Consider the following 23,965-nt stretch of genomic DNA (forward strand, 5'->3'; position numbering starts at 1 on the left):
GAATCAATCACCCGGCAACAAACATGTTGTCACCAAAGGAATCCCAGACACAGACAACCATCCTCCGAAGAGGAACGGGCCCGTGCCACGGGGTAAATTTCAATTGGCACTGGCTTAACAAGCACCCTGTTGAGTTCTCAAACAACCAACACACACCGCCGCGGCCCGCAAGTCTTGCACGCCGCATCCGGGGCAACTTCTCTACTTTACCAGGTCGCTCGCCGTTGTCAAGTCCGTAGTTCCGGGCTTTTCAACTTCAAGCGGGTTTCCCGAGCATAACAAGGCTGCCGTCTCCGGCGATCTTGTTTCGGGAGATCCAGTAGGACCGACCGGCACCAGAGCATTTCGCTCGCTTGCCCGCCCGGCTCCCCACCGGCTTTCCTACCTTACCAGCCCGTTCCGTCTTGTCAAGTTCGGGTTTTCCGCTTGTCGACCTTCTGGAACGTTCCTCCCGCGCACGACTCCGAACACCGTTTCCGGTGCCAGGTTTCCTGCTCGGGATTCCAGTAGGCCGGCCGACTTTTGCAAGTCCGCCCGGTTCCCTACCGGCTGGAGTACCGTACCCGGTCGCTTTCGCGATTGCCAAATCGGCTCCCGCACCGCCCAAGTTGGTACTAATCCGGCGAACTGGTTGTTTCCGTCCAGCCCTTCGGACCTGGAGGACCGTACGGGGAACGGCGTGTACGAGTCAAATCGGCCGTGCGCGACCCGCGGCGAACAGGGAAGATGACGGAATGACGCCCTACCCCCGCGCGGACGCGTTGATGGAGATGCTCTTCCCGTTGTGGCAGCTCGTCATCGGTGCGGTCGTCGCGCTGGTGGTCGTCGTGGCGTCGTGGCGGCTGGCCCGCCGGGGGCCGTCGCGCATGGGGACCGTGCTGCTGATCACGGGCGGCGCCATCGTGGGCATCACCGTGTTCGGGATCCTGTCGGCCCGCACCGTCTGAACCGTCCGAACTGACCTGCCGAGCCTGACCCGCCGAGCCTGACCCGCCGAGCTGACCGGCCGGGGTCAGAGCCGGCGGTTGGCCAGGCTCGGCACCGTGGCGCGGATCTCGGCGAGCCGGTCGAAGTCGAGATCGGCGAACGTGACGCCGACGACATCCGGTGCCTGGGCGACGACCGTCCCCCAGGGGTCGACGACCATGCTCCGCCCGAAGCAGGTGCGATCCGGGTCATGGTTGCCGATCTGCCCGGCGGCCAGGACGTAGCACTGGTTCTCGATGGCACGGGCGCGCAGGAGCGGCTCCCAGTGGTCGCGGCCCGTGTGGAGCATGAACGCCGCCGGCACGACGAGGACCGTCGCCCCGTCGACGGCGAGCCTCCGGTACAGCTCGGGGAACCGCAGGTCATAGCAGATCGACAGGCCGACCAGCGCCTGCTCGACGGCCACGATCTCGAGCGTCGACCCGGGGGCGACGGTCGCGGACTCCTGGTACGACACCCGCCCGGGGATCTCGACGTCGTAGAGGTGGATCTTGCGGTACGTGGCGGCGAGGGTGCCGCTGCGGTCGAAGACCAGCGAGGTGTTGTACGTGTGGTCGGCGTCCGGGCCGGTCTCGTGGAACGAGCCGGCGTGGACCCAGATGCCGAGGTCGCGGGCGGCGTCGGCGAAGAACGTCGCGAACTCGCCGTCGATCCCCTCCGGCTTGGGCGCGGTCGAGGCGCGGCCGAGGTGGTCGGTGTACTCCGGGAGTACCGCGAGGTCGGCGCCGCCGGCGGCGGCCCGGTCGAGGAGCTCGCGGGCGACCCGCAGGTTGGCGGCCCGGTCGTCGCGGGCGTTGAGCTGGCAGACGGCTACGCGCATACGAGCCAGCCTACGGGCGGGGGCGCCGTCCGCACGAGGGTCCTGCGATCCTCCCCGGAGGGGCTGCCGGAGGCCGCCCCGGAGGGGCTGCCGGAGGCCGGCGCGACGCGGACGTGGCAGGGAGGGCCGCCAAGGCCCGACCGGTGTCTGACGGGAGCAACGGCAGTAGTCCGGCGGACCGGAGCCATGGAAAGGCTCTGCGGCCTCAGGCGGACTTCTCCTCGCGGTCCGCGCGGCGGCGGCCGACGCGGTGGGCGGCCAGGTCGCGCGGGACGATGGTCGGGATGACCTTCTCCAGGACGACCTCGCGGGTGATCAGCACGCGGGCGATGTTCGGGTTGCTGGGCACCTCGTACATCACGCTGAGGAGGACCTCCTCCATGATCGCGCGGAGGCCGCGGGCACCCGTGCCGCGGAGGATGGCCTGGTCGGCGATCGCCTCGAGGGCCTCGGGGGCGAACTCCAGCTCCACGCCGTCGAGCTCGAACAGTCGCTGATACTGCCGGACGAGCGCGTTGCGGGGCTCGGTGAGGATCTTGACCAGCGCGTCGCGGTCGAGGCTCTTGACGCTGGTGATCACCGGCAGGCGGCCGATGAACTCGGGGATCAGGCCGAACTTGAGCATGTCCTCCGGCATGACGTCACTGAACGCGTCGTCGGCCGTCCGGTCGGTGATCGAGCGCAGGTTGGCGCCGAAGCCGGTGCCGCCCTTGCCGACGCGCTGCTGGACGATGCGGTCGAGGCCGGCGAAGGCGCCGCCGCAGATGAACAGCACGTTGGACGTGTCGATCTGGATGAACTCCTGGTGCGGGTGCTTGCGCCCGCCCTGGGGCGGCACGTTGGCGACCGTGCCCTCGATGATCTTCAGCAGCGCCTGCTGCACGCCCTCGCCGGAGACGTCGCGCGTGATGCTCGGGTTCTCCGACTTGCGGGCGATCTTGTCGACCTCGTCGATGTAGACGATGCCGGTCTCGGCGCGGCGGATGTCGTAGTCGGCGGCCTGGATCAGCTTCAGCAGGATGTTCTCCACGTCCTCGCCGACGTAGCCGGCCTCGGTGAGCGCCGTGGCGTCGGCGATCGCGAACGGGACGTTGAGCATCCGGGCGAGCGTCTGGGCCAGGTGCGTCTTGCCGCAGCCCGTGGGGCCGATGAGCAGGATGTTGGACTTCGCCAGCTCGACGCCGTCGCTGCCGGAGTTGCCGCCCGACTCGGCCTGGACCCGCTTGTAGTGGTTGTAGACCGCCACCGCGAGGGCCTTCTTGGCCTGGTCCTGACCGACCACGTACTGGTCGAGGAAGGCGCAGATCTCCATCGGCTTGGGCAGCTCGTCGAACTTGACGTCGCCCGACTCCGCCAGCTCTTCCTCGATGATCTCGTTGCAGAGATCGATGCACTCGTCGCAGATGTACACGCCGGGACCGGCGATCAGCTTCTTCACCTGCTTCTGCGATTTTCCGCAGAAAGAACACTTCAGTAGGTCGCCGCCGTCGCCGATCCGTGCCACCTACGATCTCCCTGCCTTCGGCCGGACCTCGGTCCGGATCGCAATCCCGCTCCCGCACCGTCTGGGACGGTGCTGGCTACTGCCTCGACGTTACCTGGTGGTGGCCCGTAATCCGACCCCCTACGCGGGGGTGTCTTTCAACCGGCCGCCCGGCGACAATCGCCGGGAACCCCATCGGCTCGCCGAACCCGGAGGTCAGGCGAGCCGATGAGCACGTCACAGGCCTCAGGCGCCGGCGGCGGCGAGGGCCGACTTCTTGCGGCTGACCAGCACGTTGTCGACCAGACCGTACTCCTTGGCCTCGTCGGCCGTCAGGATCTTGTCGCGGTCGATGTCCTTGCGGACCTTCTCCACCGGCTGGCCGGTGTGGCGCGAGACCATCTCCTCGAGCTGGGTCCGCATGCGCATGATCTCCCGGGCCTGGATCTCGATGTCCGAGCCCTGCCCGTAGCCGCCCTCGGTGGCCGGCTGGTGGATGATGATCCGCGAGTTGGGCAGCGCGAGGCGCTTGCCCGGCGTGCCGGCCGCGAGGAGCACCGCGGCCGCGCTCGCCGCCTGGCCCAGGCAGACCGTCAGGATGTCGGGCCGCACGTAGAGCATCGTGTCGTAGATCGCCGTCATGGCCGTGAACGAGCCGCCGGGCGAGTTGATGTACAGCGTGATGTCGCGGTCCGGCTCGGTGCTCTCCAGCGTCAGCAGCTGCGCCATCACGTCGTTGGCCGACGCGTCGTCGATCTGCACGCCGAGGAAGATGATCCGGTCCTCGAACAGCTTGTTGTACGGGTTGGTCTCCTTGATGCCGTACGACGTGCGCTCGACATACGACGGGAGGATGTAGCGGTTGTGCACCTCGCGCAGCGCCGGGGGCAGGCTCAGATCGGTCATGGCTTCGCTCCTCAGGCCAGAGTTCCGGCGCCTTCCGGAGCCTGCTGGGCCCCGGTGATCACCTTGTCGATGAAGCCGTAGTCCCGCGCCTCTTCGGCGGTGAACCAGCGGTCACGGTCGGAGTCGGACTCGATCTGCTCGAGCGACTGCCCGGTGTGGAACGCGACGCGCTCCTGGAACATGCGCTTGGTGTAGAGCATCTGCTCGGCCTGAATGGCAATGTCGGAGGCGGTGCCCCCGATGCCGCCGGACGGCTGGTGCATCATGATCCGCGCGTGCGGCAGCGCCATCCGCTTGCCCGGCGCGCCGGCGCACAGCAGCAGCTGGCCCATCGACGCGGCCATGCCCATCGCGACGGTGGCCACGTCATTGCTGACGAACTGCATGATGTCGTAGATCGCCATGCCCGAGTAGACGGAGCCACCGGGCGAGTTGATGTAGAGCCAGATGTCACGCTCGTCGTCCTCGGCGGCAAGGAGGAGCATCTGGGCGCAGATCCGGTTGGCGACCTGGTCGTTGACCTCGCTGCCCAGGAAGATGATGCGCTCCTTGAGCAGCCGGTTGAACACCGAGTCGTCGAGCGTCAGGCTCGAGTCCGCGCCCCGACCGCGCCCGTTGGGCGCGGCACTGACTGGCGACGCTGGAATATGCAGGTCGGTCATGGCAGCCCTTCGCAAGAGTCTTGTACAACCGACCCTAACCGGTGCGGGCAGCACCAGCTTCCCATGCTCACCGCATTTCGCTATGAGCGCACCGTGGCGGCCGGGGGATTTTCACCCCCGGCCCACTCGCGGGTCAGTGGTTGTGGCCCTCGTGGTCACCGTGGTCGTGGCCCTCGTGCTCGTCGGCCGCGCCGCGCAGGTCGTCGAGGCTGAGCGTGGCGCCCTCACTGTCGACGATCTTGACCCGCTCCAGCACGATGCCGAGCGCCTTGCCGCGGCGCACGTCGCCGAAGACCGCGCCGGCCACGCCGGCCTGGACCAGCTGGTCGTAATACTGCTGCGGGCCCATGCCCGCGCGCTGCGCCCGGTGGACGATCTCGTGACCGAACTCGTCGTCGCTGACCTGGACGTCCTCGGCGTCGGCCAGCGTGTCGAGCACGAGCTGCACCTTGACGCCCTCGACGGCCGCCTCGTTGAGCTCGGCGTCCATCTCCTCCTCGGTCTTGCCCTCGGTCTGCAGGTAGTCGTCGAACGAGGCCCCGATGCGCTGGAGCTGGTCGTTCATCGACTCCTTGCGCGACTCGACCTCGTCCTTCACGACACCCTCCGGCGCCGGGACGTCGGTCGCGTCGATGACGGCCTTGAGGGCCAGGTCACGCGCCGAGTACAGCTGCTCCATCCGCTTCACGCGGGTGAGCCGGGTGCGCAGGTCGTCCTTCAGCTCGTCGAGCGTGTCGAACTCGCTCGCCAGCTGGGCGAACTCGTCGTCGACGGCGGGCAGCTGCTTGTCCTTGACCGACTTCACGGCCACCGACACCTCGGCGTCGCGGCCCTCGAACTCGCCGCCCACCAGCTGGGTCGTGAACGTGGTCGAGTCGCCGGCGCCCATGCCCACCAGCACGTCGTCGAGGCCCGGGACGAGCTGGCCGCTGCCGACCTCGTGCGAGATGTTGGTCGCGCTGCCGCCGGGCACCTCCTCGCCGTCCACGGTCGCCACGAGGTCGATCTGGACGAAGTCGCCCACGAGCGCGGTCCGCTCGACAGTCTTGAGCGTCGCGAACCGGTCGCGCAGCCCCTTGAGCTGCTCGTCGAGGTCCTCGTCGGTGACCTTGAGCGCGTCGACGGTCACCTCGATGCCGCTCAGGTCGGGCAGGGTGATCTCCGGCCGCACGTCGACCTCGGCCGTGAACTTCAGCGGCTGCCCGTCGGCGAACTCGGTGATCGCGACCTCGGGCCGGCCCAGCGTGCGCACCTCGTGCTCGCGCACCGCGGCGAGGATCTGCGTCGGGATGACGTCCTGCACGGCCTCGTTGAGCACGTTGCCACGCCCGACCCGCTGGTCGATCACGGCCGACGGCACCTTGCCCCGGCGGAACCCGGGGATGTTCACCTGCGAGCCGATCTCCCGGTAGGCCTTCTTGAGGCTCGGCTCCAGCTCGGCGAACGGCACCTCGATTTCGAGCCGCACGCGCGTCGGGCTCAGGGTCTCGACGGTGCTCTTCACAGAACTTCTCCCTCAGTAGTTCACGAACGGCGGCATGCCTGGGCTTATGGTTCCCGGTCGGGGTGGCGGGATTTGAACCCACGGCCCCTCGCTCCCAAAGCGAGTGCGCTACCAAACTGCGCTACACCCCGGTGGTTTGCGTCGGCAAGTGTATGCGGTAGGCCGGGACGTCCGCCGCTCGGTATGCCGGTGTCGCACCCCGTGGACCCCCGCAGTCTGCGCGGGGAAGGATGATTCGGTACGCTGTGGGCGCGCGGGCGTAGCTCAATGGCAGAGCTTCAGTCTTCCAAACTGACGGTGGGAGTTCGATTCTCCTCGCCCGCTCTCATTCTTTCACCTGGTCACGGGCTAGCCCGTCCCCCACACCCGATCTTGGCTCGCTCGCCGGGCCATTCGCGGGCCATTAGGACCGCTTGCGCCTGGCCTGCTTGTTGATCCGCTTGTCCATGCCGGCGGCGATCTCCTGGTCACGCTCGCTCGTGGCGTGTTGATAGATCAGCGCCGCACGCATGCTCGCGTGGCCCATCCGGTACATCAGCTCACGCGTGCTGGCGCCCGACGCGGCGGCGATGGTGTTACCGGTGTGGCGCAAGTCGTGGAAGTGAAAGCCAGCTGGCAGGTTGAGTGCTTTGACGGTTTCGACCCACTTCACAGCTCTACCGAAGTTGCCGGAACGTAGGAGCGCCTTCTTGTCTCCTGTGAAGACGATCGCGTCGGCCTGGTCGTCGACGAACTCGGCCAGGTGAGCACGGAGCCGCTTCACGGCCGCCGCCGGGAGCGTCACCGACCGGACGCCAGCCTCCGATTTCGGCGCGCCGAACACCAGACCGCTCCGGAGGGCCGCGAGCTTCCGGGGCACCCGTACACGGCCGGAGTCGAGATCGACGTCCGAACGCCGGAGCGCCGCCAGCTCGCCCCAGCGGAGACCGGAGAAGGCGGCGACGATCACCAGCGCCGCGTACCGGGGCGGCATGGCGTCCGCGAGCATGAAGACCTGCTGCACGGTGGCCGTTGGCCGCTCGGGGGTGTGGTACCGGTCATAGCCCTTGATCCGGCACGGGTTCTCCCTGATCAGGCCGTCTTCCTTCATCGCGGTGTTCATGATCGCCCGAAGGAGTGAGTACGCCTTGACGGCCTGCGGCTCCGGAGCACCGGCGTCGAGCAGCCGCTTTCGCCAGGTCCGGATGGTCGCCGGCTTGATGGCGCCGATCTCCAGGTCGCCGAGGTACGTCCGGATGTGCAGCCGGAAGAGATCTTCGTAGTTCTCCCGGCTCCGGGGCGCCAGCTTGCGTTCTGCGATCCACCGGACGCCGTAGTCGAGGAGCTTGGTCTCCCCCGCCTCGGGCGCCACCCACTCCCCTTTGATCACTTCGGACTCGACCACGGTCAGCCATTGCTTCGCCTCCCGGTCGGTCGCGAAGGTGTTCGGCGCGGTGCGCTCCAGCCCGTCCGGGCCGACGTACCGGGCCTGCCACCTCCCGGAGGCGCGCTTCCGGACGTTGCCGAAACGCCGCCGGCCCTCCTTGTTCGCCATGTCAGGCAGCCCTCCTCAGCTGGCGCCGGATGTCGGCGCGGGACAGCGGAACCACCCGGTTCCGCTCGATGTACTCGGTGATCGCGATCGGCCGGAACCGCACGGAGCGGCCGACCTTCACGTACTCGATGCGCCGATCGGCGACGAGCCGTCGCACGAACCGCGGCGTGGTCTTGAGCAGGGCCGCGACCTGCTCCCCCGTCAGCAGTTCCTCGCTCAATGAGCGCCCTCCCGGCCGGGGGTCGCGTCTGGTGGCGCCTGCGCCTCGATCGCCGCTCTGAGCTGGGCGCGCTGCTGGATCCGCGCCGAGATCGCCCGCAGGAGGCGATGTTGCAGCGGCGGTACGTCGGGGTCGTCCCGCCGCACCATCTCCCAGGCGAACGGGGCCGGCTGCCCGGGTTGGCTGTCGACGGTGGCGACCTGGTCGTGGGCGTCGCTGATCCCGAGGAGTGCGCGGACCCAGGCGCGGTTGTCGTGCTTGTGGTCGGCGAGCGTCTTGCCGGACCACTGCCGGGAGACCAGGACGCGCCGGCCACCCATGCCGAGGGTCGTCCGCTGGTGGACCTTGGCCTTGCATCGCCCGGCCGACTGGTTGGGCCGGGCGTTCTTCGGCTGGACGCCGTAGCGAAGCCAGTTGGCGCAGCGGGGCGAGCAGGGCGTGAATCGCAGCTCATGCCAGAAGCGCTCGAGGTGCGTCCGCTGCCGATCGGTCGTCATCTGGTGGCAGGTGTCGACCGACTTGGTCAGGTACTTGGTCAGGTAGCCGATCAGCTTGTCGGCCTTCGCTGTGCCGCCGAGGACGCCTTCGGCGTGGACCTGCGGGCCGAACCGGGCGACGTGGACCGGTTCGGCGTCCAGGTCTTGGTCGACGGCGTCCAACGCCTCGTCCCAGGTCGCCAGTGGCGCGCGGGTGTCGGGGTCGACGTAGGCCCGCTGGTCCGGGTCCCAGACGGGTGCGTGGTGATCTGGGTATAGCACCGTGTCGACGGGTGGCCACCAGACCTGGTGGTACGTGGCGGCGGCGATCCGGCGCAGCAGCTCGCGGGGCATGGTGCCGCGCATCGCGAAATGCGCATGCGGGGCGAGGCGACGTTGCGGCTCGACGGCACCGAAGTACTGGATCGACCAGCCGGCGGCGCGGCGGGCGTTCTGCCAGAACCGGTCGAGCAGAGCCGGGAAGTGCACCGCGTCCCAGGCCGCCCGGCGGTAGTCGTACGTCGCCGGGTCGACCGGGGTCCCGTCGTTGCGGACCCGGCCGTAGCTGTCGAGCGTGAGGGTCAGGAAGGTCGAGGGCTGGAAGACCTGCCCATCGCGGCCCTCGTAGGTCCGGCCGACCGTGGTCGGGGCGACCTTGAGCCGGGGCAGGTCGGGAGCGTCCTGCCGGCGGCGCGTGGAGCGGACGCGGCGGGTGGGTTTGGGCGCGTCCGCCTGGTCGCCGGTCGGCGCGAGCTGGCCGCGCATCCCGCAGGCCGCGATCACCTCGTCCAGTTCGGTGATCGCGGCGTCGAGCTCGGCGACCTGGTCCCACTCGGCGAGCTGTTCGGCGCGGTTGCGTTCGAAGACGAAGTGCGCGCGGAGGCGGAGCAGCGCCCACTGTTCCTCGGTGGGGTCGTCCGGCTCGGGCAGCGGCTCATCCGTCCGGTGCCAGCCCTCCCGGCACTGCTGCTGCCGCAGCCGCCGCGCTCGCTTGGCGCAGGGCTTGCACTTGTCTTCCCGGGTCGCCCCACACGGCAGGTCGATGATCTCGGTTTGTCCGGTGGCCAGGTCCGTCCGGCGCAGCATGACCGGCCGGGTGCAGACGCCGTGCTCTTCGGCCATGGTGGTGAGCGCGTCGGTGGTGCTCGGGGTGAGGAGTCGAGCGAGGCGGCTGCCCGGCCGTGGCTTGGTCGCCGGTTCGAGGCCGGGCAGCGTCTGTGCGTCGGTCACCGGGCGGCCCCGTTGGTTCCCGGTCGGATGAGGCCGCTCGCCGGGAGCACCGGCAGTCGCGTGACCGTGGCCTGGTGCTGCGGTTCGGGTTCGGCCAGCGGCTCGACGTCGACCGGTGGCGCCGCATCCCGGATTCGGCCGCCCAGCTCGACCAGGCAGATTGACGCCACGACGATCAGGCCGTCGACGGAGATGGGGAGCAGGTACGGGCTGGCGCCGGTTTCGCCGTAGCGGGCGGCGACGCCAGCCATGTGCCAGTACGACACCCACGCCGCGATGCCGGAGATGCCCACGGTCGCGACGACCCGCAGCACGGCGAGGTCACGGCGGTGAACCGGGACGCGGGAGACCAGTTCCACGGTCAGCAGGAGTGCCAGCGGGGGCCATGCAGCGATCGTCTGCGAGATCGGGTTGCCGTTGGCGTGCAGGACGTTGGCGGCGATGGACGCGGCCACGCCGAGGAGCAACGTGGCGCGTACCGCCCAGCGGATGCGGATGAGTTGGGGCGCGGTCATGCGAGTTCACCGTCCAGGACGCGGTCGCTGTCGAAGGCGTAGGTGTCGGCGAGGGCGGCGATGTGGGTGTCGGTGTTGTAGGAGAAGCGGACGCGGACCGGGGTGGGGTCGCCGTCCAGGACGACGTAGCCGACGCCGGGCAGGGACATGGGGATGCGGTCGCAGAGCGCGCCGCGGTCGCGCATGCCGTCGCCGAGGACCAGGTCGACCTCGGGCTCTTCGGCCATGCGCAGGCCGATGCGGGTCGGGAAGAGGTTCCGGAACGGCAGGACCTCCTTGCGGGGGTCTTGCAGGCAGCCGATGACGTGGACGCCGACGGCGCGGCCCTGGGTGAGGAGCAGGCCGAGGGCGGCCTTGATGCGGTCCTTGGTCGGGCGGTCGGTGACGTACGCGGTGAGCGCGGCGAGTTCGTCGATGATGATGACGATCAGCGGCTCGGTCACCGACGGTGTGTGCTGGCGGGCGTGGCCGCGCAGGCGGGCGGCGCGGCCCTGGGCTTCGCTGAGGGCGAGTTCGAGCAGGTCGGCCATGGCCTTGAAGTCGGTGCAGGCGAACCGGGCGAACAGCCGCTCGCCGGCGCCGAGTTCCATGCCGCCCTTGGGGTCGAACGCCCACAGCTGCACCAGGCCGGTGAAGACGCCGCCGGCGAGGGCGCGGACGATCGACCAGATCACCGAGCCCTTCCCGGCGCCGGTCGCGCCGACCACGAGCACCTGCGTGCCGTGTAGCCGCAGTTCGTACACGCCGCCGTCCTCCCTGACGCCGATCGGCAGCGCCGCGTAGTCCGGGGCGCCGACCGGCAGCGGTTCGACGTGGGCGGTGAGGGGGTCGGTGCGGCGCATGGTGAGCCGGACCAGGTCGGGCCGGTTGCCGGGCGTGACCTTGCAGCCGAGTGCCGCGAACGTGTGGGTGAGGCGTTCGGAAACCTTGGCGAAGTCGTTCGGGATCTGGCCGGTGACCATTCGTACCGTCAGTTCGTCGGTGCCGCCGTTGACCCGGACCTTCTTGAGCACCGGCAGGATGGTGTGGCTGTCGAAGGTGACCGAGAGTCCGGCTGTGATCATGGCTGGTTGCCAGATGCGGCGGTACCGGAAGCGCCGCCACCGTGCGAGGGTCGGCCACCACGCCCACCGCTGGAACGACGGCCAGTGCCAGGCCGCCCAGACGCCGAGCGCGCAGGCGGGCACACCGACCGCGAAGCCGGGACCCCACCAGCCGAACCGAAGGTAGAGCGCCAGGAGGCCGGTCAACGGCAGGGTGATGTACCAGAACCGCAGGTACAGCAGGAACAGCCGCCACAGCCCTTTGACCGTCCACGCGGCGAGGAGCAGCCAGAGCGGGACGCGCAGGTAGGGCGTGCGGACGTTGAACGGGGCCGGTTCGATCCGCTCGCCCCGGATCACGTTCACGAGCGGCATCAGCGATCACCTGCCTCGGTGAACAGCGGGAGCTGACCGCCGGCCTTACGCCGCTTCGCGCGGTGCTGGACGGAACGAGCTGGGAGGTCGACCGGGCCGGCGGTCAGGGCCGGGACGTGGCGGACCATCGTGGGCAGCCAGCGGCCCCGGCCGAGGACGGCGCGCAGGTCGGTGCGGTCGGAGACGTGCGGGGCGATCAGGTCCGGGTCGAGGTGGCGCAGCTTCACCACGGTCCGGGCGAGTGCGGCAGCGGCGGCCGAGATCTCGACCAGCGCCGCAACGCGGACCGTGTCGGAGGGGACGGTCCGGTACAGGTCCCGGGCGGCGTTGACGCCGATGGCGGCGAGCGCGGCGACGGTACGGCGGTGCGTCCTCATCGCGCCTCACCGCCGTCCGGGGCGGTCGGGCCAGGGCCGAGACGGCAGGCGTCGCAGCGGTCCACGGCCGGCGGGAGCGGGGCGAGGTTCGTGCACTCGGCGCAGGTGCGCCACACCGTGCCGCCCGGCGACGTGATGCGGGCAGCATCGACTAGCTTGGGCATTCCAGCCTTCTCCTTGAGGGGGTTGGGAAGGCGGGGCGGGCAGGTCTCTTGCCGGAGGAAGGCCCGCCCCGCGCAACAACGCGGTTCAGGCAGCAGTGGCAGAGACGGCGAGATCGGCCGGGGCGACCACCCCGGAGGCCCGGTAGGACCAGGCCAACCGGCCACGGCACCGATGCGGCTGCCGATCTCCTTTGCAGCCCGACGTATCGGTGTACGGCGTCACCATCAGGTCGGTGAACGCCACCGGCGTGATCGACATCCCGGCGACCTGAATCGGCGCCGGCGGCACCGGCTGATGCACAGCCGCGATCTTCACCTTCACCTGCGGCGACCGGCCAAACTTCGTCGCTTCCGCGTCCTGGTCGATGACCGTGACCACCCACAGGCGTACGCCGTGCTCGTCACGGGCCTGGTTGTCGTCCTCGCGGAGCTTGTCGAAGTCGGTCTGTTTGTCGACGCCGAGGAACAGAGTCCCGGCGGGGAACGCGTACTCGAACGGCACGGGGTACCGGACAGAGTTGGGGAGCAAGGGGGAACCTCCATTGGCTTGTGTGCTTAGCTGCAACAGTAAGAGCACTTGTAAACACATGCCAATGAGTAATTCGAGACATGCCTATCAGTCAAGTGGCCACTTGCGACCTTGGCCAGCAACGAAGAAGCGCCCGAGCCGACGGCCCGGGCGCAATGTTTCCTCGATGCTTGTCAGGACAGGGGGTAGGTGTCCTCGATCTCGTGCCGGTTGCCCGGCAGAACGACGTCGACAGCGAGGACCAGGTCGCCGCGTGCAGTGTGGACCGCGATGGTCACCGCGAGCACGGGTTCGTCGGCGGCGATGTCGAGGAGCTGCGCCTCCTCCGCTGTCGGCCGGCGCGCAGACGTCCACTCGACCGCGTAGTCACCACGGACGCTCTTACGCTGCGCCAGGTGGTCAAGCAGGCTGCCAGCGATCGGCGCCGGCTTCGTCGCGTCTGAGCCAGCGGCCACGTCGATCGGCAGCCACACCGTGACCAGGTCGACGGCACCCTCATCGGCGGTCGTCCTGCGTTTCCGCTGGAACACCGGCGTCCCCTCGGGGACGGCGAGGATCGACGCAACCCGCCGGTCGGCGAGCACCGGCGCCACGGCAAGCAGCTCGGTTTCGGCCACCTCGTCCAGATGCAGAGCGCCGTGAGCGTGCGGCGGCACGGTCCGGCGTGCGGTCGGCTTGCCCCGAACGAAGTTCGCCTTACCCTGCTGCGACTCGATCCAGCCGTCCTGCTTGAGGTACGCCAACGCCTTGAGCACAGTTGGCCGCGAGACGTCGAACTCCCCGGCGAGCTGATTCTCTGAGGGCAGCGCGGCACCCGGCTTGTACGTCCCGTCTTCGATGCGCTGCCGCAACGTGTTGAGGACCCTGACGTACTTCGGAATCCTCGGTTCGAGGTTCAGCACGCGGAACCGCCCCTCGCCTGATCACTGCTTGTTAAGACAAGACCGTAGTGAGTTAACGATGAGTGCACAAGTCGACCGTCAGTCCATCGCGGGCTAGCCGAACCACCCAGATCCGCCCGTGGCCCGCACCGACAGCCGCTCAGGTCTCGACGCACCCGGCCGACGTCGCGGCAGCCGGCCATAGTGGATCAGCGTCCGGAGCGCCGCGCGTCGCTGCGAGCACGGACCCTCGACTCCGCAGGCAGTACACATGCTGCCGTTGAGGGTCAACGCATGGCGGTTGAGTTCCTCCTGGGCGGCGTTGACCTGGTCGCGTGCGTCGGTGGAGTGGTACACCGTCATGGCGCCTCCCCGGCCATGAGCGCCCGTATACCGTCGCACCGGTACAGCCGTGGAGGTACCCCGGGCAGGGCAACATGCCGATCACTGCCGCAGACGCCGCACACCAGGTTGCGGTGGGTCCAGACGGTGAACTGTCGGTACAGCTCGTGCCCCGAGTGCCTGCCGACCTCGGTGTCCGCCACCCGCAGTTGCCCGGCCGTCGCCGCCCGGACCAGGTCATAGAGGCCCTTCATGCGGTGCCGGATGAGCAACCGCGCCGTCAGACACGGCCAGAGACAGCGGCACTCTGCGCAGATCCAGTCAGGTCGACGCACCCGATGACGCTCGGCGGCACGGTAGAACCGTTCGGTGTAGAGAACCGGCTCAGCCATCGTTCACTCGTCCCCTTCCGTCGCGACCGGCCAGAGGCGGTCGGGCTCAACGATGACGGAGACCTCACCGGTCGGCCGGTACACCGGATCGAGCTCGGCGCCGGACAGCCGCAGGCGGTCACCGAGCGCCGGGTCGGTGTCGACGGCCCGGACCTTGATCCGGGCTGCTCGCCCGCCGGCACCCTCTTCGAGCGACGGGCGTATCCAGGCCCATACGATGTGGCCGGGTTCCGGGACGTACATCACCGACACCTCGATCCGGTGGAACGGCACCGAGGCGGGCGGGCATTCGACGGCCCACGGGCGGGCCGGGTCCAGCACCCGCCCCGGTGCCAGCTCACGAGGCTGCCCCGTCCAGATCCACGCTCGGATCTCCGCAGACCCGGCACGCCCGCCGGCTACGCCCGGCCCGCGCTCCACGCTCCCCGCCGGTGGCGAGGGAGAGCTTGGCCGTGACGTACACCCACCCGAACCCGGCACACGCACTGCACCGGTCGGCCTGATCGACGCTCTCGGCGCTCCCCATGGGTCGCCGTCCTCCTCACGATCGTGTCCCTGCGCGCTGGGCGACCGATCCACCGCGTGAGGGCTGCGGATCGAGGGATGCGCAAGGCTCGCTGCTAGAAGACAGCGTGCGACCACAAGGAGTGATCACCCCACACCACGAAACGACCCGCACTTTTGTGCGGGTTAGGGGTCGAGGTGGGAGAGGCGGCTCAGCCAGCGGTGAGTGCGCCGAGCTGCGCGACAAGCCAGGCGGGGTCGAACCGCTCGATGACTTCGGCGCCCGTGCCGGACTTGGTCGGCACTTCGCCGAGCTGCCCGGTGTGGATGTCGACCAGGCGCACGCCAGTTGCGCGCAGGACCGCGAGACTCGACGCCCACGCCGGGTGGCCCCAGAGCTTGTCGTTCACCATCGGCACCATGAGAGTCGGCAGCCGCGTACCGATCGCCTCGCAGACCTGTCCGAGCGCGTACGTGTCCATCGCTCCGACCGCGGTCTTGTTGATCGTGTTGAAGGTCGCCGGGCACACCACGAGCGCCGTCGGCGGATCGGCGCGGCGCTCCAGTGTCGGCGCCCGGTAGTCGAACTGCGGGGGCCATCCGGTCAACCGCTCGACGGCCTCCGCGTCCAGCCACTCCCGGGCTGCGGGAGTACCGACTACCCGCGGCTCCCAGCCGGCGCCGCGGAGGGCACTCACCAGATCGACGGTGCGCAGCGTCAACGGAGCACCGCACACAACGAGCGTCACCGAGCGATCAACCACGCCCGCTAGTCCAGCACACCCGCTCGAACCGCCAACCGGTGGAGGGCGCTGGTCTTCGACTTCTTCTGCCGCGCCAGCATCTCGCGAACCAGCTCACGAGCCATAACGTTGTACCGCACCATCTCCGGCGCCGTGCGCTCAGCCTCCATCAGGTGAAGCAGTGCGTCGGCGTCCCGCTTTCGCTGTATTTGCGCCCACGCGAGATCAAGATGCACCTGCGCTCGCCGGCTCTTTAGCGCGACAGGCAGCCGATCCGGGTCAACGGCGTCGGCCGCACGGATCGCCTCGGCCGGATCGCCTAGTTCGGCCGCTACAGAGACGCGGTGAATCGCAACGTTCGTCGGCCCAAATGCTGTCCACGCGTAGTTGCCGTCCTGCCCGAGCATATCGGCAAGTACTTCCGCCTGGTCCAGCCGCCTCCACGCCTCGACGCGGTCAGTGCGTCGCCCGGCAATCACGGCGGCGATGAGCCACAATGAGCCAGCCACGGACACTATCTCCGGCTGTTCTGGTCTGGCTCTGTGCTGAACTGCCTCCGCCATCTGTACCGCAAGCGGTTCGGCATCTTCGGCGCGATCTGCACGGAGCAGTGCACAAACCACCTGGTAGGCCGCCGTCCCGCGAGCCGGAACAGAATCCGCATCTACCGCAGCGGAGGCCGCCCGATCGGCAGACACAAGGGCAAGATCGGCTGCACCCATCTTTGTCAACAGCTTCGCCGCGAGGGCGTATGCGTGTACGTAGCTCACCAACGCCTGCTGCCTCCGCGCCCCGCTCCCTACGAACCTGAGAGGGTCAGCGAGCGAAAGCAGGGCAGGCAACTTATGTAGAGCGCGCTCATACTCAGCCGCCTGGTACCAACCATGCGCTGAGTCGACGCACTCGCGAACGCTGGCCTCATCAACAGGTTCACCCATCGACGGTCCGATCAAGCTGTCGTACCTGCCCAGAAACCGCCGCACGCCGTCGAGCCCGTCCACAAGCGAGCTACCGCTGGGCGCGTACTGCCACGGAAGGCCCGTAAGCGCTTCAACCTCCACGTTGAGAACCTGGGCCAGGTCGAGCAGGACGGACAGCCGGTCCACTGAACGAATGCCTCGCTCCACCTGCGACAGCCATGACTCGGATCTGCCTACTAGACCAGCCAGTGCTGCCTGACTCAACCCGCGCCTACGCCGGTAGGCGGCCACTCGCTCGCCGATAGGTCCATTAACCATCCACCAAGTGTCGCAGATAAGGCTAGTTTCATCGACTACTAATAGCGCCAGCGATCTCAGAGACGTTCACTCTCTAGTCAAAATCAGATCGACTTCACCCGCCTTGACCGACGAGTCACCAAAAAGGCTTGTCTGGGTCGGACGAGTGTAAGGCCTCTTGCGCTGATCGACAGCGTGTCGCGGGAATGCGGAACGCAATGCGGCAACGGTTGCATCCAGGGTAATCGGATCTGACCCAGTGCGTACGTAGACGGTGGACTTGCGCGACAACGTAGAACTCGACGCCGCGAAAACACTTTCGAGCAGACGACGATACCTCGGCTCGTTCTCAAACCGTCCGCGCAAATCCTGCGTACCGGGAACTCGATGTGCTGTCGGCGGACCGCCTAGTAACCACAACCGCAGCCACTGGTCGTAGTGATAGTTCGTCAACGCAAAATATGGAGGCGACGTAAAAATCAATGAAACGCGTTTGCGTCGACGTTTAAGCGTATCAGCGACCAACGGCAACTGCTCCTGGCTGTCGCCAAGCAGAATCTCTGAACCCCTGACGTCAGGGACACCCTTGGCATATCGCCATTTGAGGCGCGAGACCATGAATGCGACAGGATCCAGGTCTGGCGGATCCAACTCACGCTCAGCCCACCAACGGATCGCGTAGTCAGGAGCCATCGATTTCGTTTGCCGCATCTGGTTGGATAGCGCAGCGCCTAGCTTGCCATGCAGATAGACGAGCAGAAGCGCCATGACCGTCCTGTCCACTTTGTCAACCTGCCAGGACAGCGTGGCCCTAGCCGCACACAAGAACTCGCGGACACGAATACAGTAACAGCGATGAAAGAAGTTCGGGAGGCTGTCAGCCTCTCGACTGAAACTATTACTGACATCACCAAGAGCCGCTATCCGCACAGCAACAGCATCCGCCGGTGCGGCGTCAATTTTCGTCTTTGCATATACCCAGCCTACCGAGTTAATCTCAATGCCAAGGCTAATACGGCCTTGATGCGCCGCGCTGAAGACCGCAGTCCCACGGCCTGCGAACGGGTCAAGGACCACATCACCCGGTCTGGAGTGACGAGAAATCACTTCGTCGGCGAACCGAGTCGGAAACATTGCGTAGTACGGCCCAAGACCTTCCCAGCGGCGAGCAGCCGTCTCGAACGTTCTAGCGTCCATTGGCCGCTCCGTCTCTCATGAGGGCGCGCGCAAGCTGCTGCAGAACCTTTGATCCGAGTGACAACGGTATAGCAGCGTAAGCGTGAGCTGAGACGATAGGCGATACAGCGTTCTGGTATCGCGACGACACCATCTTATCCAGCAACGAACACGAGACAGGAAGCTGAGAATACAGACTTTCGTCCGAGCTTTCGAGCGTATCCTGCGCATCAGACAAGAAGGGAGTGTTGAAAACAATCCGAGCGCCGCTAGTCGTCTTGTAGAACACCTTTCGACCAAAGTAGGTGTCCAGACCATATCGCTTCTCGCTTGCGGAATACACGACGCGCCGCTTGATATATTTGTCCGTCGGCATGAAGTAGTCTCGAGGCTGGAAAAGGAGCTCGCCAGGACGCTCGGTTTGATCAATCATCGCAAAGTGCTCGACAAACGTACCGGACTTCTCTATACCCAGGAGGAGCAAGTCGCGGCCAGTCTCAGCCCGAAGGCGAGAATTTATCCGTTTTAACTCGGAGCTGATCGCAGCGCTCAGCCAAGCCGGATGTCCAAAAAGTGCCAACGGCCCATCGACCATAAAGGCGAATCGAGTCAATTGCGCGAGCCAGCCACGCCGTTCGAAGCAACGAAGCAGGTGCAACAAGAGCACCCGCTCCCAAACCTGCATTACCTCACCAAACGCCTCGCCATTCGATCCCGTTTCCCGAAAACGCTCATGCACCCGCAATGCGTCTGTTGAATACACCGCTCGGCGCTTATCGCACGGGCAGCTCGTTAAGCGGGCTGGAATGGGAAAGTTCCGATCGCATCCTACCGACTCGTAAGGACATGCCGGCGGGTTGGTCAACGGCTTGAGGGCCAACAGTTCTTCGTACGTGTCGAGCAATCGAGTCTGATCGTCCTCGTCGATAATCTCGTCATGGAAAATCTCATAAAGGGCCTCGCGAAACGAGTCCCTTGCTGAAATGTGATCGCGAGTTACAACGTTGCTTCCAGGTAGCGCGGCATCAATCGTTGACGGCTCCTCAGTTTGCCTAAACTTGACTGGATCGATCGGACGCGATTGATCCAGAAGTTCGACAAGTTTCAGGTTAAGGAGAACGCTCGCAACGGTACAATACCCAACTTTTGCGCCTGGGTAGCCATTCACCACGTCTACTTCCGCAGTGCTCCCGTCGATTGCAATAACGAATTCCGGAGCAGCAACGTCGGTAGCCGGCGCACCAGTTGGAGTAGGTTCAATTTCGCCGGCCGAGGCGGTGAAAACGCGTGATCGACCCAACAGAGCCTTAACCCTTGCAGCGCCAGTGATCCTATGCAATGGCCGATACGATGCGAATTCTCCTTCGTACGGCATCAGGCCTCGCCAGGCTCGGTCGAGCTAATCGTAAATCGGTCTACCTGAATAGGAACGACATACGGGTTAGAAAGCGTTTTGAGTCTGATGAAGCCGGGATCCTGCGCTCTTAGGATACTTCCTTCAAAGTCGGCAAAATCGTAGAACTTGCGCAATTGCCGCGTTTCGTCGGTATTGTTTAGGTGTCCAATAAACCAGTTCGCCGTATTTCGCAAAATGTTGGGCTGAATAGAGCTTACCTCTTGCGTCGCGTAGACCAGTCCGATGTGGTACTTCGCGCCCTCTTTCGCAGCCCTCACCCAAACATTCGTTAGATCCATCTCTGAGGAAGCCGGCAGGACGTTGTGAGCCTCTTCGACATAGACAAGGACCTCTGGCGGGGTGATGGCGTGGCGGAACTGCTCCTGATTCTTCTCGAAGATACGTCGCATAATCCTGTCCGCAGACGCCCTATTGAGGGCGTAGTCACCACTGGATTGGTCGACGATCACCAATCGGCCCTCGACCAGATGCTCGTAGATGTCCTCTGCGTAGTCGGTCGTCGTGCTATCGGTGTGCTGCTCTTTAACTCGACCAATCTGCTTTGAGCCGTTGCTGTAGAAGAACATCTCAAGGATCTTTTTCAGATCGTCATCCGCCCAAGAGCCAGTTGAGCTCGTCTCTACATAGTCCTCGTCAAATTTGCCATAGCCCGAGCCGTTGTCGTTGATGTACTCCCGTAGAGTCGTACATGCTTGGATCATTTCGGCCCACGATGGCGAGGACTTCGAGAGGATCGTTGCGCAAGTGCGATATGCCGAAGGGTTTTTCCCCTCAGAAGCAGCAAGGGCCGCCACGAACTTGGCGCCGAACAGGCCCCTCAAATCAGGTCTGATGCTCGTCGGCGCCTCTAGGCCAGCCTTCACGAGAAGAGCGCGATAGCACAGTACCCTGCGATTGAAACGCGTAAGTGCGGATCGGTCAGTAGAATCTGGAGTGACGAATTGCACGTCGCGGAAATTTGCAATGAACTTAACGTTATCGCCGGCAAGGGCCTCATTAATGATCGCTTTTCCGACTGCAAGATTCTCCAGCACGTGGAAATTGAGCAGCATAAGCCGACGATCCGGATCGTTGGGATGTGGCATCACGCCGTACGTGATGACATCCGGCTTGTAGGACTCCCGTTCGTCGCTGGGCGCACAAGCCCAGACATTTTTTAGCGCAGTTGGATTGCGATTCGCGCCGGCATCTTGAGCGTTGTCGTTGGCATACTCGCCATCGGGATCGAATACAATCTGGCCTATCCTACGCCGACCACCCGTCCATCTCAGCTCAAAGATCGACTTAAGAACGATCTTTGTGGTATTGGATTTGCCGGTCCGCGTCATGCCGAAGAGTGCGGTCTTCTGTCCAAGAAGGTCAGTCGGCGTAATTGAGACCGTCACGCCAGAGATATTCTGGAATGGGCGATTAGTAGACGCGTAACGGACCTGGCCCACCGGCACAAGGAGTTGGTCTCGATCCGTGTGGCGCCTCGGGTCTCGATAGTTCACGATCCGAGCCAGCACCGCCCCGTTAGGCTTGTATACCTTCAAGCCGCGATTCGGGTAGTAGTTACTCAGATCGGACCCGAATGAAAGCACGTATCCGTTTGCTGTCTCAGCGACGTAGTACGTTCCGAGCACACGACATCGGACGCCTGCATAGCTCAGGAGGTGGTGGGTGGCCGGGTCCATCACATCTTTGTGATCCCACGTCCGATTATCGTCGCCACTTACGCGTTGCGCAGTTTCAACCCGAACCCTTAAGGCCTCTTGGGCGTTCGGCAGATCTGCATGGTCAAGCACGCGCAGTAGAATGACAGAGGAATCTTCTTCGCGAACATCCACGGCCTTGTCGTCATGGATTCTTGTTGCAAGCAGGAAGCTAAGCGCCGGAATTCCACCCACCTGCTGGCGGTGGAAATCATGAATCTGAACAAGTGCGTCGCTGTAACCGAGCGAGTAAACCTCACCGACGTACGCGCTTGGATTGATCAGCTCTTTGAGCAAATCAGCAGCTTGAGATAATGCTGCACCGAGAGACTCACGGCCTAGTTCATCGCTTACTGCCGAGAAGATTCCAGTCATTGTGCAGCCGCTCCAAGCATCAGCGCGTTTCGAGATCGACTTTTGTTGGACAGCAAAACACTGTCGTTGGCCGATGTCAATACTGACCTGTTCTCAGATAGCCGGAATCACTCATCCGAAGGTACTAACGAGACATCCGCTGCGTCGCAAGATCAGCTAATTGACTGTCCAGCTCGCGCAGGAGTTGAAGGTTGGCTTGGTAGCGCTCCTCCAGAGCGCGACGGTGTGACCTAGGATCAAAATCACCAGGTCCCTCGTGCTGGTGCTGCAGCAGTTGGGCCTGCAGGACCTCCTGCTCCGCTTGGATTAACTCAGCACGCTGTCGGATGCGCGTGGCCGCCTCCAGATTGTCTCGGCCAAGCCCTACACCTAGGGGCGGCCGCCGATGAAACAGCGGGAATACGACTTCTGCTGTGCCTGTGCCCGCCAGGTCATCAGAAGGCTCGAAACTGCGATCAATATTGGCGCCTGGGTCGCGCTCGATTTCGTCTAGGCGTTTGACTTCCGAGACGGTGACGTCCTTGACGGTCGCGCCGCTGGCGGATTGGGCGGTTTCTAGAAAACGCGCCAGGGTTTGCGCATGGAAGGTTACGCCAGCCTCTTTGGCCATCTCCTCGATAAGTTCGACCCGAGGACCGATGGTAAGGCCGTGAACCTTGCGATACCAGTCCTCTTTCTGGTCATTGGTAATGAAGAGGACTGGCATCTTGCGTTTTGTGGCCTCATCCAGCGTTTGACGCCAAACCAAATAGTCGCCCGCGGCACGATCTTCGTCCTTTTTCGCGTCGAGATAGCCAGGCGGTATCTTCTGATCAATTCGCCGCTTCGCTTCAGCACGTACCTTCGCGAGTTGCTCTTGAGTGTAAGGCTGTCCGACTTTTTTCTCGAACAAAGTAGTTACCGCATCAAGAACTGGATCGCCCTGGACTGACTCCTTCATCTGAAGGAACGGAATGCTACCGACGCTGTCTAAGTATTCGATAACGCGAGCAAAGGAATCGTCGGCGATGCGACCGAGTGTCGCCTTATCGATGGCCGGATGGTCGCGGATTGCCCGGATAGCCTCTTGAAGCTTCGCCTGAGAGTCTTTAACTGCAGCTCGAATCTTTTGGTCCACCTGCTCCTGGTCGAAGATCACCGACAGTCGGTTCCGGTGGAACTCGTGGCCCACCTGGTAAGGGATCCACAGACGATCTTCCAGGGTGGCTAGCAGAGCCAGTACGTCCTCACGCGCCTCTGCCTTCATCCGGTAGAGATCCAGAAGGATGTTGGTGTCGGGCACGACCATGCCAGTTTCGATGAACCTACGACGATCTTCGTCGCCCGGGGGATACCAGGCTGCAAACTCTGTTCGCATGGCGCGCCCTTCGGTCCGGCTAGCTCCGGCGACGGCGCTCAGATTAGCACTTGCTGTTCAAACCTCTTTTGCATTGCCGAGTTCAGCTATGCCTGATCAAGGCAACGCGCTACGCGCGTCGCAGGTCGGTCAGAGCTTGCAACGGTGCTGCCGCGACCGGTCGCTTGAGATTTTGAGCCGCCGCGGCGTCGTTTGTGGCGCGGACCGTATGCTCCCGCGGCCTCGCGGTCCTCGTGTAGTTGCGCTCTGCCTCCGGCGGGTCTCCGACGGGGCCTCTGGCTCCGGGGAGGTCGCTCCGCTCCCGCACCGCCGTCCAGGTCGAGCCGAGCAGACCGGCGTCGGGTGCGCCAGGCCGAGCCGCTTCGCGGTCGCCTGCGGCGAGCCTGGCACACCCGACGCCGCCCCGCTCCCCCTGAGGGTGGACGACGGCATACGGGAGGGTCGCTAGGCCCGCTACGGCCATCTGGGGGCGGGGAACGGAGCCAGTGAGATGAGCGCCGCTCGCGCTCGGCCTGCTGGCGGCGCAAGCGCCGGCATCGGCCGGCGCGGCGGCTCCTACGAGGTGTCCGGGAACCAAGATCGATCCGGGCCATTCCCGGGCCAGTAACCCGGGCCGCCAGGGGGCACGAGCGGGCACGACGGGGCAACCGGCCGTGCCGCCGACCAGGCGATCCGGGCAGATCACCCCGTCGCGAGACGATCTTCCAAACTGACGGTGGGAGTTCGATTCTCCTCGCCCGCTCTCAACTCTTCCCCCACCCTCGGGCCGGTAATCGCCCGATCTCACCCTGATCGCCGGGTTTCGGTCGATGCTCAGAGCTACCGCGATGTCCGCGGTGGTCCCGGCCGTCGCTCCCCGCGGCCTCACCCGCCGTCGCCGGTCGCCCTTTCCCGCCCCGCCGTGGCCGCGCCTGTCGCCACCCGCGCCGCCGAAATGCCGATCAGCGTGGCGCGCTCCATGATCGTGGGAAACATCCGGTCGCTATGGGCGGGCTCAACTGGTGGTTGCAACACCCGAGGCATGATCGATGTGATTGGGGTG

Annotated in this window: 22 protein-coding genes, 2 tRNA genes and 1 pseudogene; 2 read left to right on the forward strand and 23 right to left on the reverse strand. The window is 65.5% G+C overall.

Annotation, left to right across the window (positions count from 1 at the left end; genetic code table 11):
• Positions 1-734: 734 nt before the first annotated feature.
• Positions 735-947 (forward strand): hypothetical protein, encoded by a 213-nt coding sequence (locus tag ABZS66_RS47580; protein WP_354769664.1) that lies wholly within the window; start codon positions 735-737, stop codon positions 945-947.
• Positions 948-1,012: 65 nt separating this feature from the next.
• On the opposite strand, the gene ABZS66_RS47585 is transcribed toward ABZS66_RS47580, so the two are convergent.
• The 6 genes from ABZS66_RS47585 to ABZS66_RS47610 form a co-directional block, all read right to left on the reverse strand.
• The gene (locus ABZS66_RS47585; protein ID WP_354769665.1) at positions 1,013-1,807 is read right to left on the reverse strand and encodes a carbon-nitrogen hydrolase family protein; all 795 of its coding nucleotides are present in this window, start codon (positions 1,805-1,807) and stop codon (positions 1,013-1,015) included.
• 205 nt (positions 1,808-2,012) lie between these two features.
• Complete coding sequence (clpX, locus tag ABZS66_RS47590) at positions 2,013-3,311, reverse strand: ATP-dependent Clp protease ATP-binding subunit ClpX (RefSeq protein WP_354769666.1); 1,299 nt, start codon at positions 3,309-3,311, stop codon at positions 2,013-2,015.
• Between the two features lie 225 nt (positions 3,312-3,536).
• Positions 3,537-4,196 (reverse strand): ATP-dependent Clp protease proteolytic subunit, encoded by a 660-nt coding sequence (locus ABZS66_RS47595; protein ID WP_238012102.1) that lies wholly within the window; start codon positions 4,194-4,196, stop codon positions 3,537-3,539.
• 11 nt (positions 4,197-4,207) lie between these two features.
• Positions 4,208-4,858 carry an ATP-dependent Clp protease proteolytic subunit gene (locus ABZS66_RS47600; protein WP_354769667.1) on the reverse strand — a complete coding sequence of 217 codons (651 nt, stop codon included), beginning with the start codon at positions 4,856-4,858 and terminating at the stop codon, positions 4,208-4,210.
• Between the two features lie 133 nt (positions 4,859-4,991).
• The gene (tig, locus tag ABZS66_RS47605; RefSeq protein ID WP_354769668.1) at positions 4,992-6,362 is read right to left on the reverse strand and encodes a trigger factor; all 1,371 of its coding nucleotides are present in this window, start codon (positions 6,360-6,362) and stop codon (positions 4,992-4,994) included.
• 57 nt (positions 6,363-6,419) lie between these two features.
• Positions 6,420-6,493: transfer RNA gene (locus ABZS66_RS47610), tRNA-Pro, on the reverse strand.
• 122 nt (positions 6,494-6,615) lie between these two features.
• Here ABZS66_RS47610 and ABZS66_RS47615 point away from each other — a divergent pair.
• Positions 6,616-6,686 (forward strand) — tRNA-Gly (locus tag ABZS66_RS47615).
• 79 nt (positions 6,687-6,765) lie between these two features.
• Here ABZS66_RS47615 and ABZS66_RS47620 read toward each other — a convergent pair.
• From ABZS66_RS47620 to ABZS66_RS47700, 17 genes and pseudogenes are all read right to left on the reverse strand, one after another.
• The gene (locus ABZS66_RS47620; protein ID WP_354769669.1) at positions 6,766-7,896 is read right to left on the reverse strand and encodes a site-specific integrase; all 1,131 of its coding nucleotides are present in this window, start codon (positions 7,894-7,896) and stop codon (positions 6,766-6,768) included.
• 1 nt (position 7,897) lies between these two features.
• Positions 7,898-8,116, reverse strand: coding sequence for a helix-turn-helix domain-containing protein (locus ABZS66_RS47625; RefSeq protein WP_354769670.1), 219 nt, complete (start codon positions 8,114-8,116; stop codon positions 7,898-7,900).
• Positions 8,113-9,822, reverse strand: coding sequence for a replication initiator (locus ABZS66_RS47630; RefSeq protein ID WP_354769671.1), 1,710 nt, complete (start codon positions 9,820-9,822; stop codon positions 8,113-8,115). Before ABZS66_RS47630 ends, ABZS66_RS47625 begins: the two co-directional genes overlap by 4 nt.
• 122 nt (positions 9,823-9,944) lie before the next feature.
• Positions 9,945-10,337, reverse strand: a pseudogene (locus ABZS66_RS47635) (DUF2637 domain-containing protein); the annotation flags it as partial.
• The gene (locus ABZS66_RS47640; RefSeq protein ID WP_354769672.1) at positions 10,334-11,755 is read right to left on the reverse strand and encodes an FtsK/SpoIIIE domain-containing protein; all 1,422 of its coding nucleotides are present in this window, start codon (positions 11,753-11,755) and stop codon (positions 10,334-10,336) included. The pseudogene ABZS66_RS47635 and the gene ABZS66_RS47640, both read right to left, overlap by 4 nt.
• Positions 11,755-12,132: a hypothetical protein gene (locus tag ABZS66_RS47645; protein ID WP_354769673.1), complete on the reverse strand. Its 378-nt coding sequence runs from the start codon at positions 12,130-12,132 to the stop codon at positions 11,755-11,757. The genes ABZS66_RS47640 and ABZS66_RS47645 overlap by 1 nt, the downstream gene beginning before the upstream one ends.
• Positions 12,129-12,296 (reverse strand): hypothetical protein, encoded by a 168-nt coding sequence (locus tag ABZS66_RS47650; protein WP_354769674.1) that lies wholly within the window; start codon positions 12,294-12,296, stop codon positions 12,129-12,131. Before ABZS66_RS47650 ends, ABZS66_RS47645 begins: the two co-directional genes overlap by 4 nt.
• An 85-nt stretch (positions 12,297-12,381) precedes the next feature.
• Positions 12,382-12,798 (reverse strand): hypothetical protein, encoded by a 417-nt coding sequence (locus ABZS66_RS47655; RefSeq protein ID WP_354769675.1) that lies wholly within the window; start codon positions 12,796-12,798, stop codon positions 12,382-12,384.
• A 200-nt stretch (positions 12,799-12,998) separates the two neighbouring features.
• Positions 12,999-13,727: a GntR family transcriptional regulator gene (locus ABZS66_RS47660; protein ID WP_354769676.1), complete on the reverse strand. Its 729-nt coding sequence runs from the start codon at positions 13,725-13,727 to the stop codon at positions 12,999-13,001.
• A 338-nt stretch (positions 13,728-14,065) separates the two neighbouring features.
• Positions 14,066-14,302: a hypothetical protein gene (locus tag ABZS66_RS47665; protein WP_354769677.1), complete on the reverse strand. Its 237-nt coding sequence runs from the start codon at positions 14,300-14,302 to the stop codon at positions 14,066-14,068.
• 141 nt (positions 14,303-14,443) lie between these two features.
• Positions 14,444-14,683, reverse strand: a complete 240-nt coding sequence (locus ABZS66_RS47670) for a hypothetical protein (protein ID WP_354769678.1) — start codon at positions 14,681-14,683, stop codon at positions 14,444-14,446.
• A 473-nt stretch (positions 14,684-15,156) separates the two neighbouring features.
• Complete coding sequence (locus ABZS66_RS47675; RefSeq protein WP_354769679.1) at positions 15,157-15,708, reverse strand: flavoprotein; 552 nt, start codon at positions 15,706-15,708, stop codon at positions 15,157-15,159.
• 5 nt (positions 15,709-15,713) lie between these two features.
• On the reverse strand, positions 15,714-16,925 hold the full coding sequence (locus ABZS66_RS47680; protein WP_354769680.1) for a helix-turn-helix transcriptional regulator: 1,212 nt from the start codon (positions 16,923-16,925) through the stop codon (positions 15,714-15,716).
• Positions 16,926-16,991: 66 nt separating this feature from the next.
• On the reverse strand, positions 16,992-18,101 hold the full coding sequence (locus tag ABZS66_RS47685) for a DNA methyltransferase (protein WP_354769681.1): 1,110 nt from the start codon (positions 18,099-18,101) through the stop codon (positions 16,992-16,994).
• Positions 18,091-19,455 (reverse strand): DNA double-strand break repair nuclease NurA, encoded by a 1,365-nt coding sequence (locus ABZS66_RS47690; protein ID WP_354769682.1) that lies wholly within the window; start codon positions 19,453-19,455, stop codon positions 18,091-18,093. Before ABZS66_RS47690 ends, ABZS66_RS47685 begins: the two co-directional genes overlap by 11 nt.
• On the reverse strand, positions 19,455-21,566 hold the full coding sequence (locus tag ABZS66_RS47695; RefSeq protein WP_354769683.1) for a DUF87 domain-containing protein: 2,112 nt from the start codon (positions 21,564-21,566) through the stop codon (positions 19,455-19,457). The genes ABZS66_RS47690 and ABZS66_RS47695 overlap by 1 nt, the downstream gene beginning before the upstream one ends.
• A gap of 124 nt (positions 21,567-21,690) precedes the next feature.
• Entirely contained in the window at positions 21,691-22,923 is a 1,233-nt protein-coding gene (locus ABZS66_RS47700) for a PIN domain-containing protein (protein ID WP_354769684.1), read from the reverse strand.
• Positions 22,924-23,965: the final 1,042 nt, after the last annotated feature.

Origin of the sequence: Dactylosporangium sp. NPDC005572, from assembly GCF_040605515.1 — a bacterium.
GTDB lineage: Bacteria > Actinomycetota > Actinomycetes > Mycobacteriales > Micromonosporaceae > Dactylosporangium.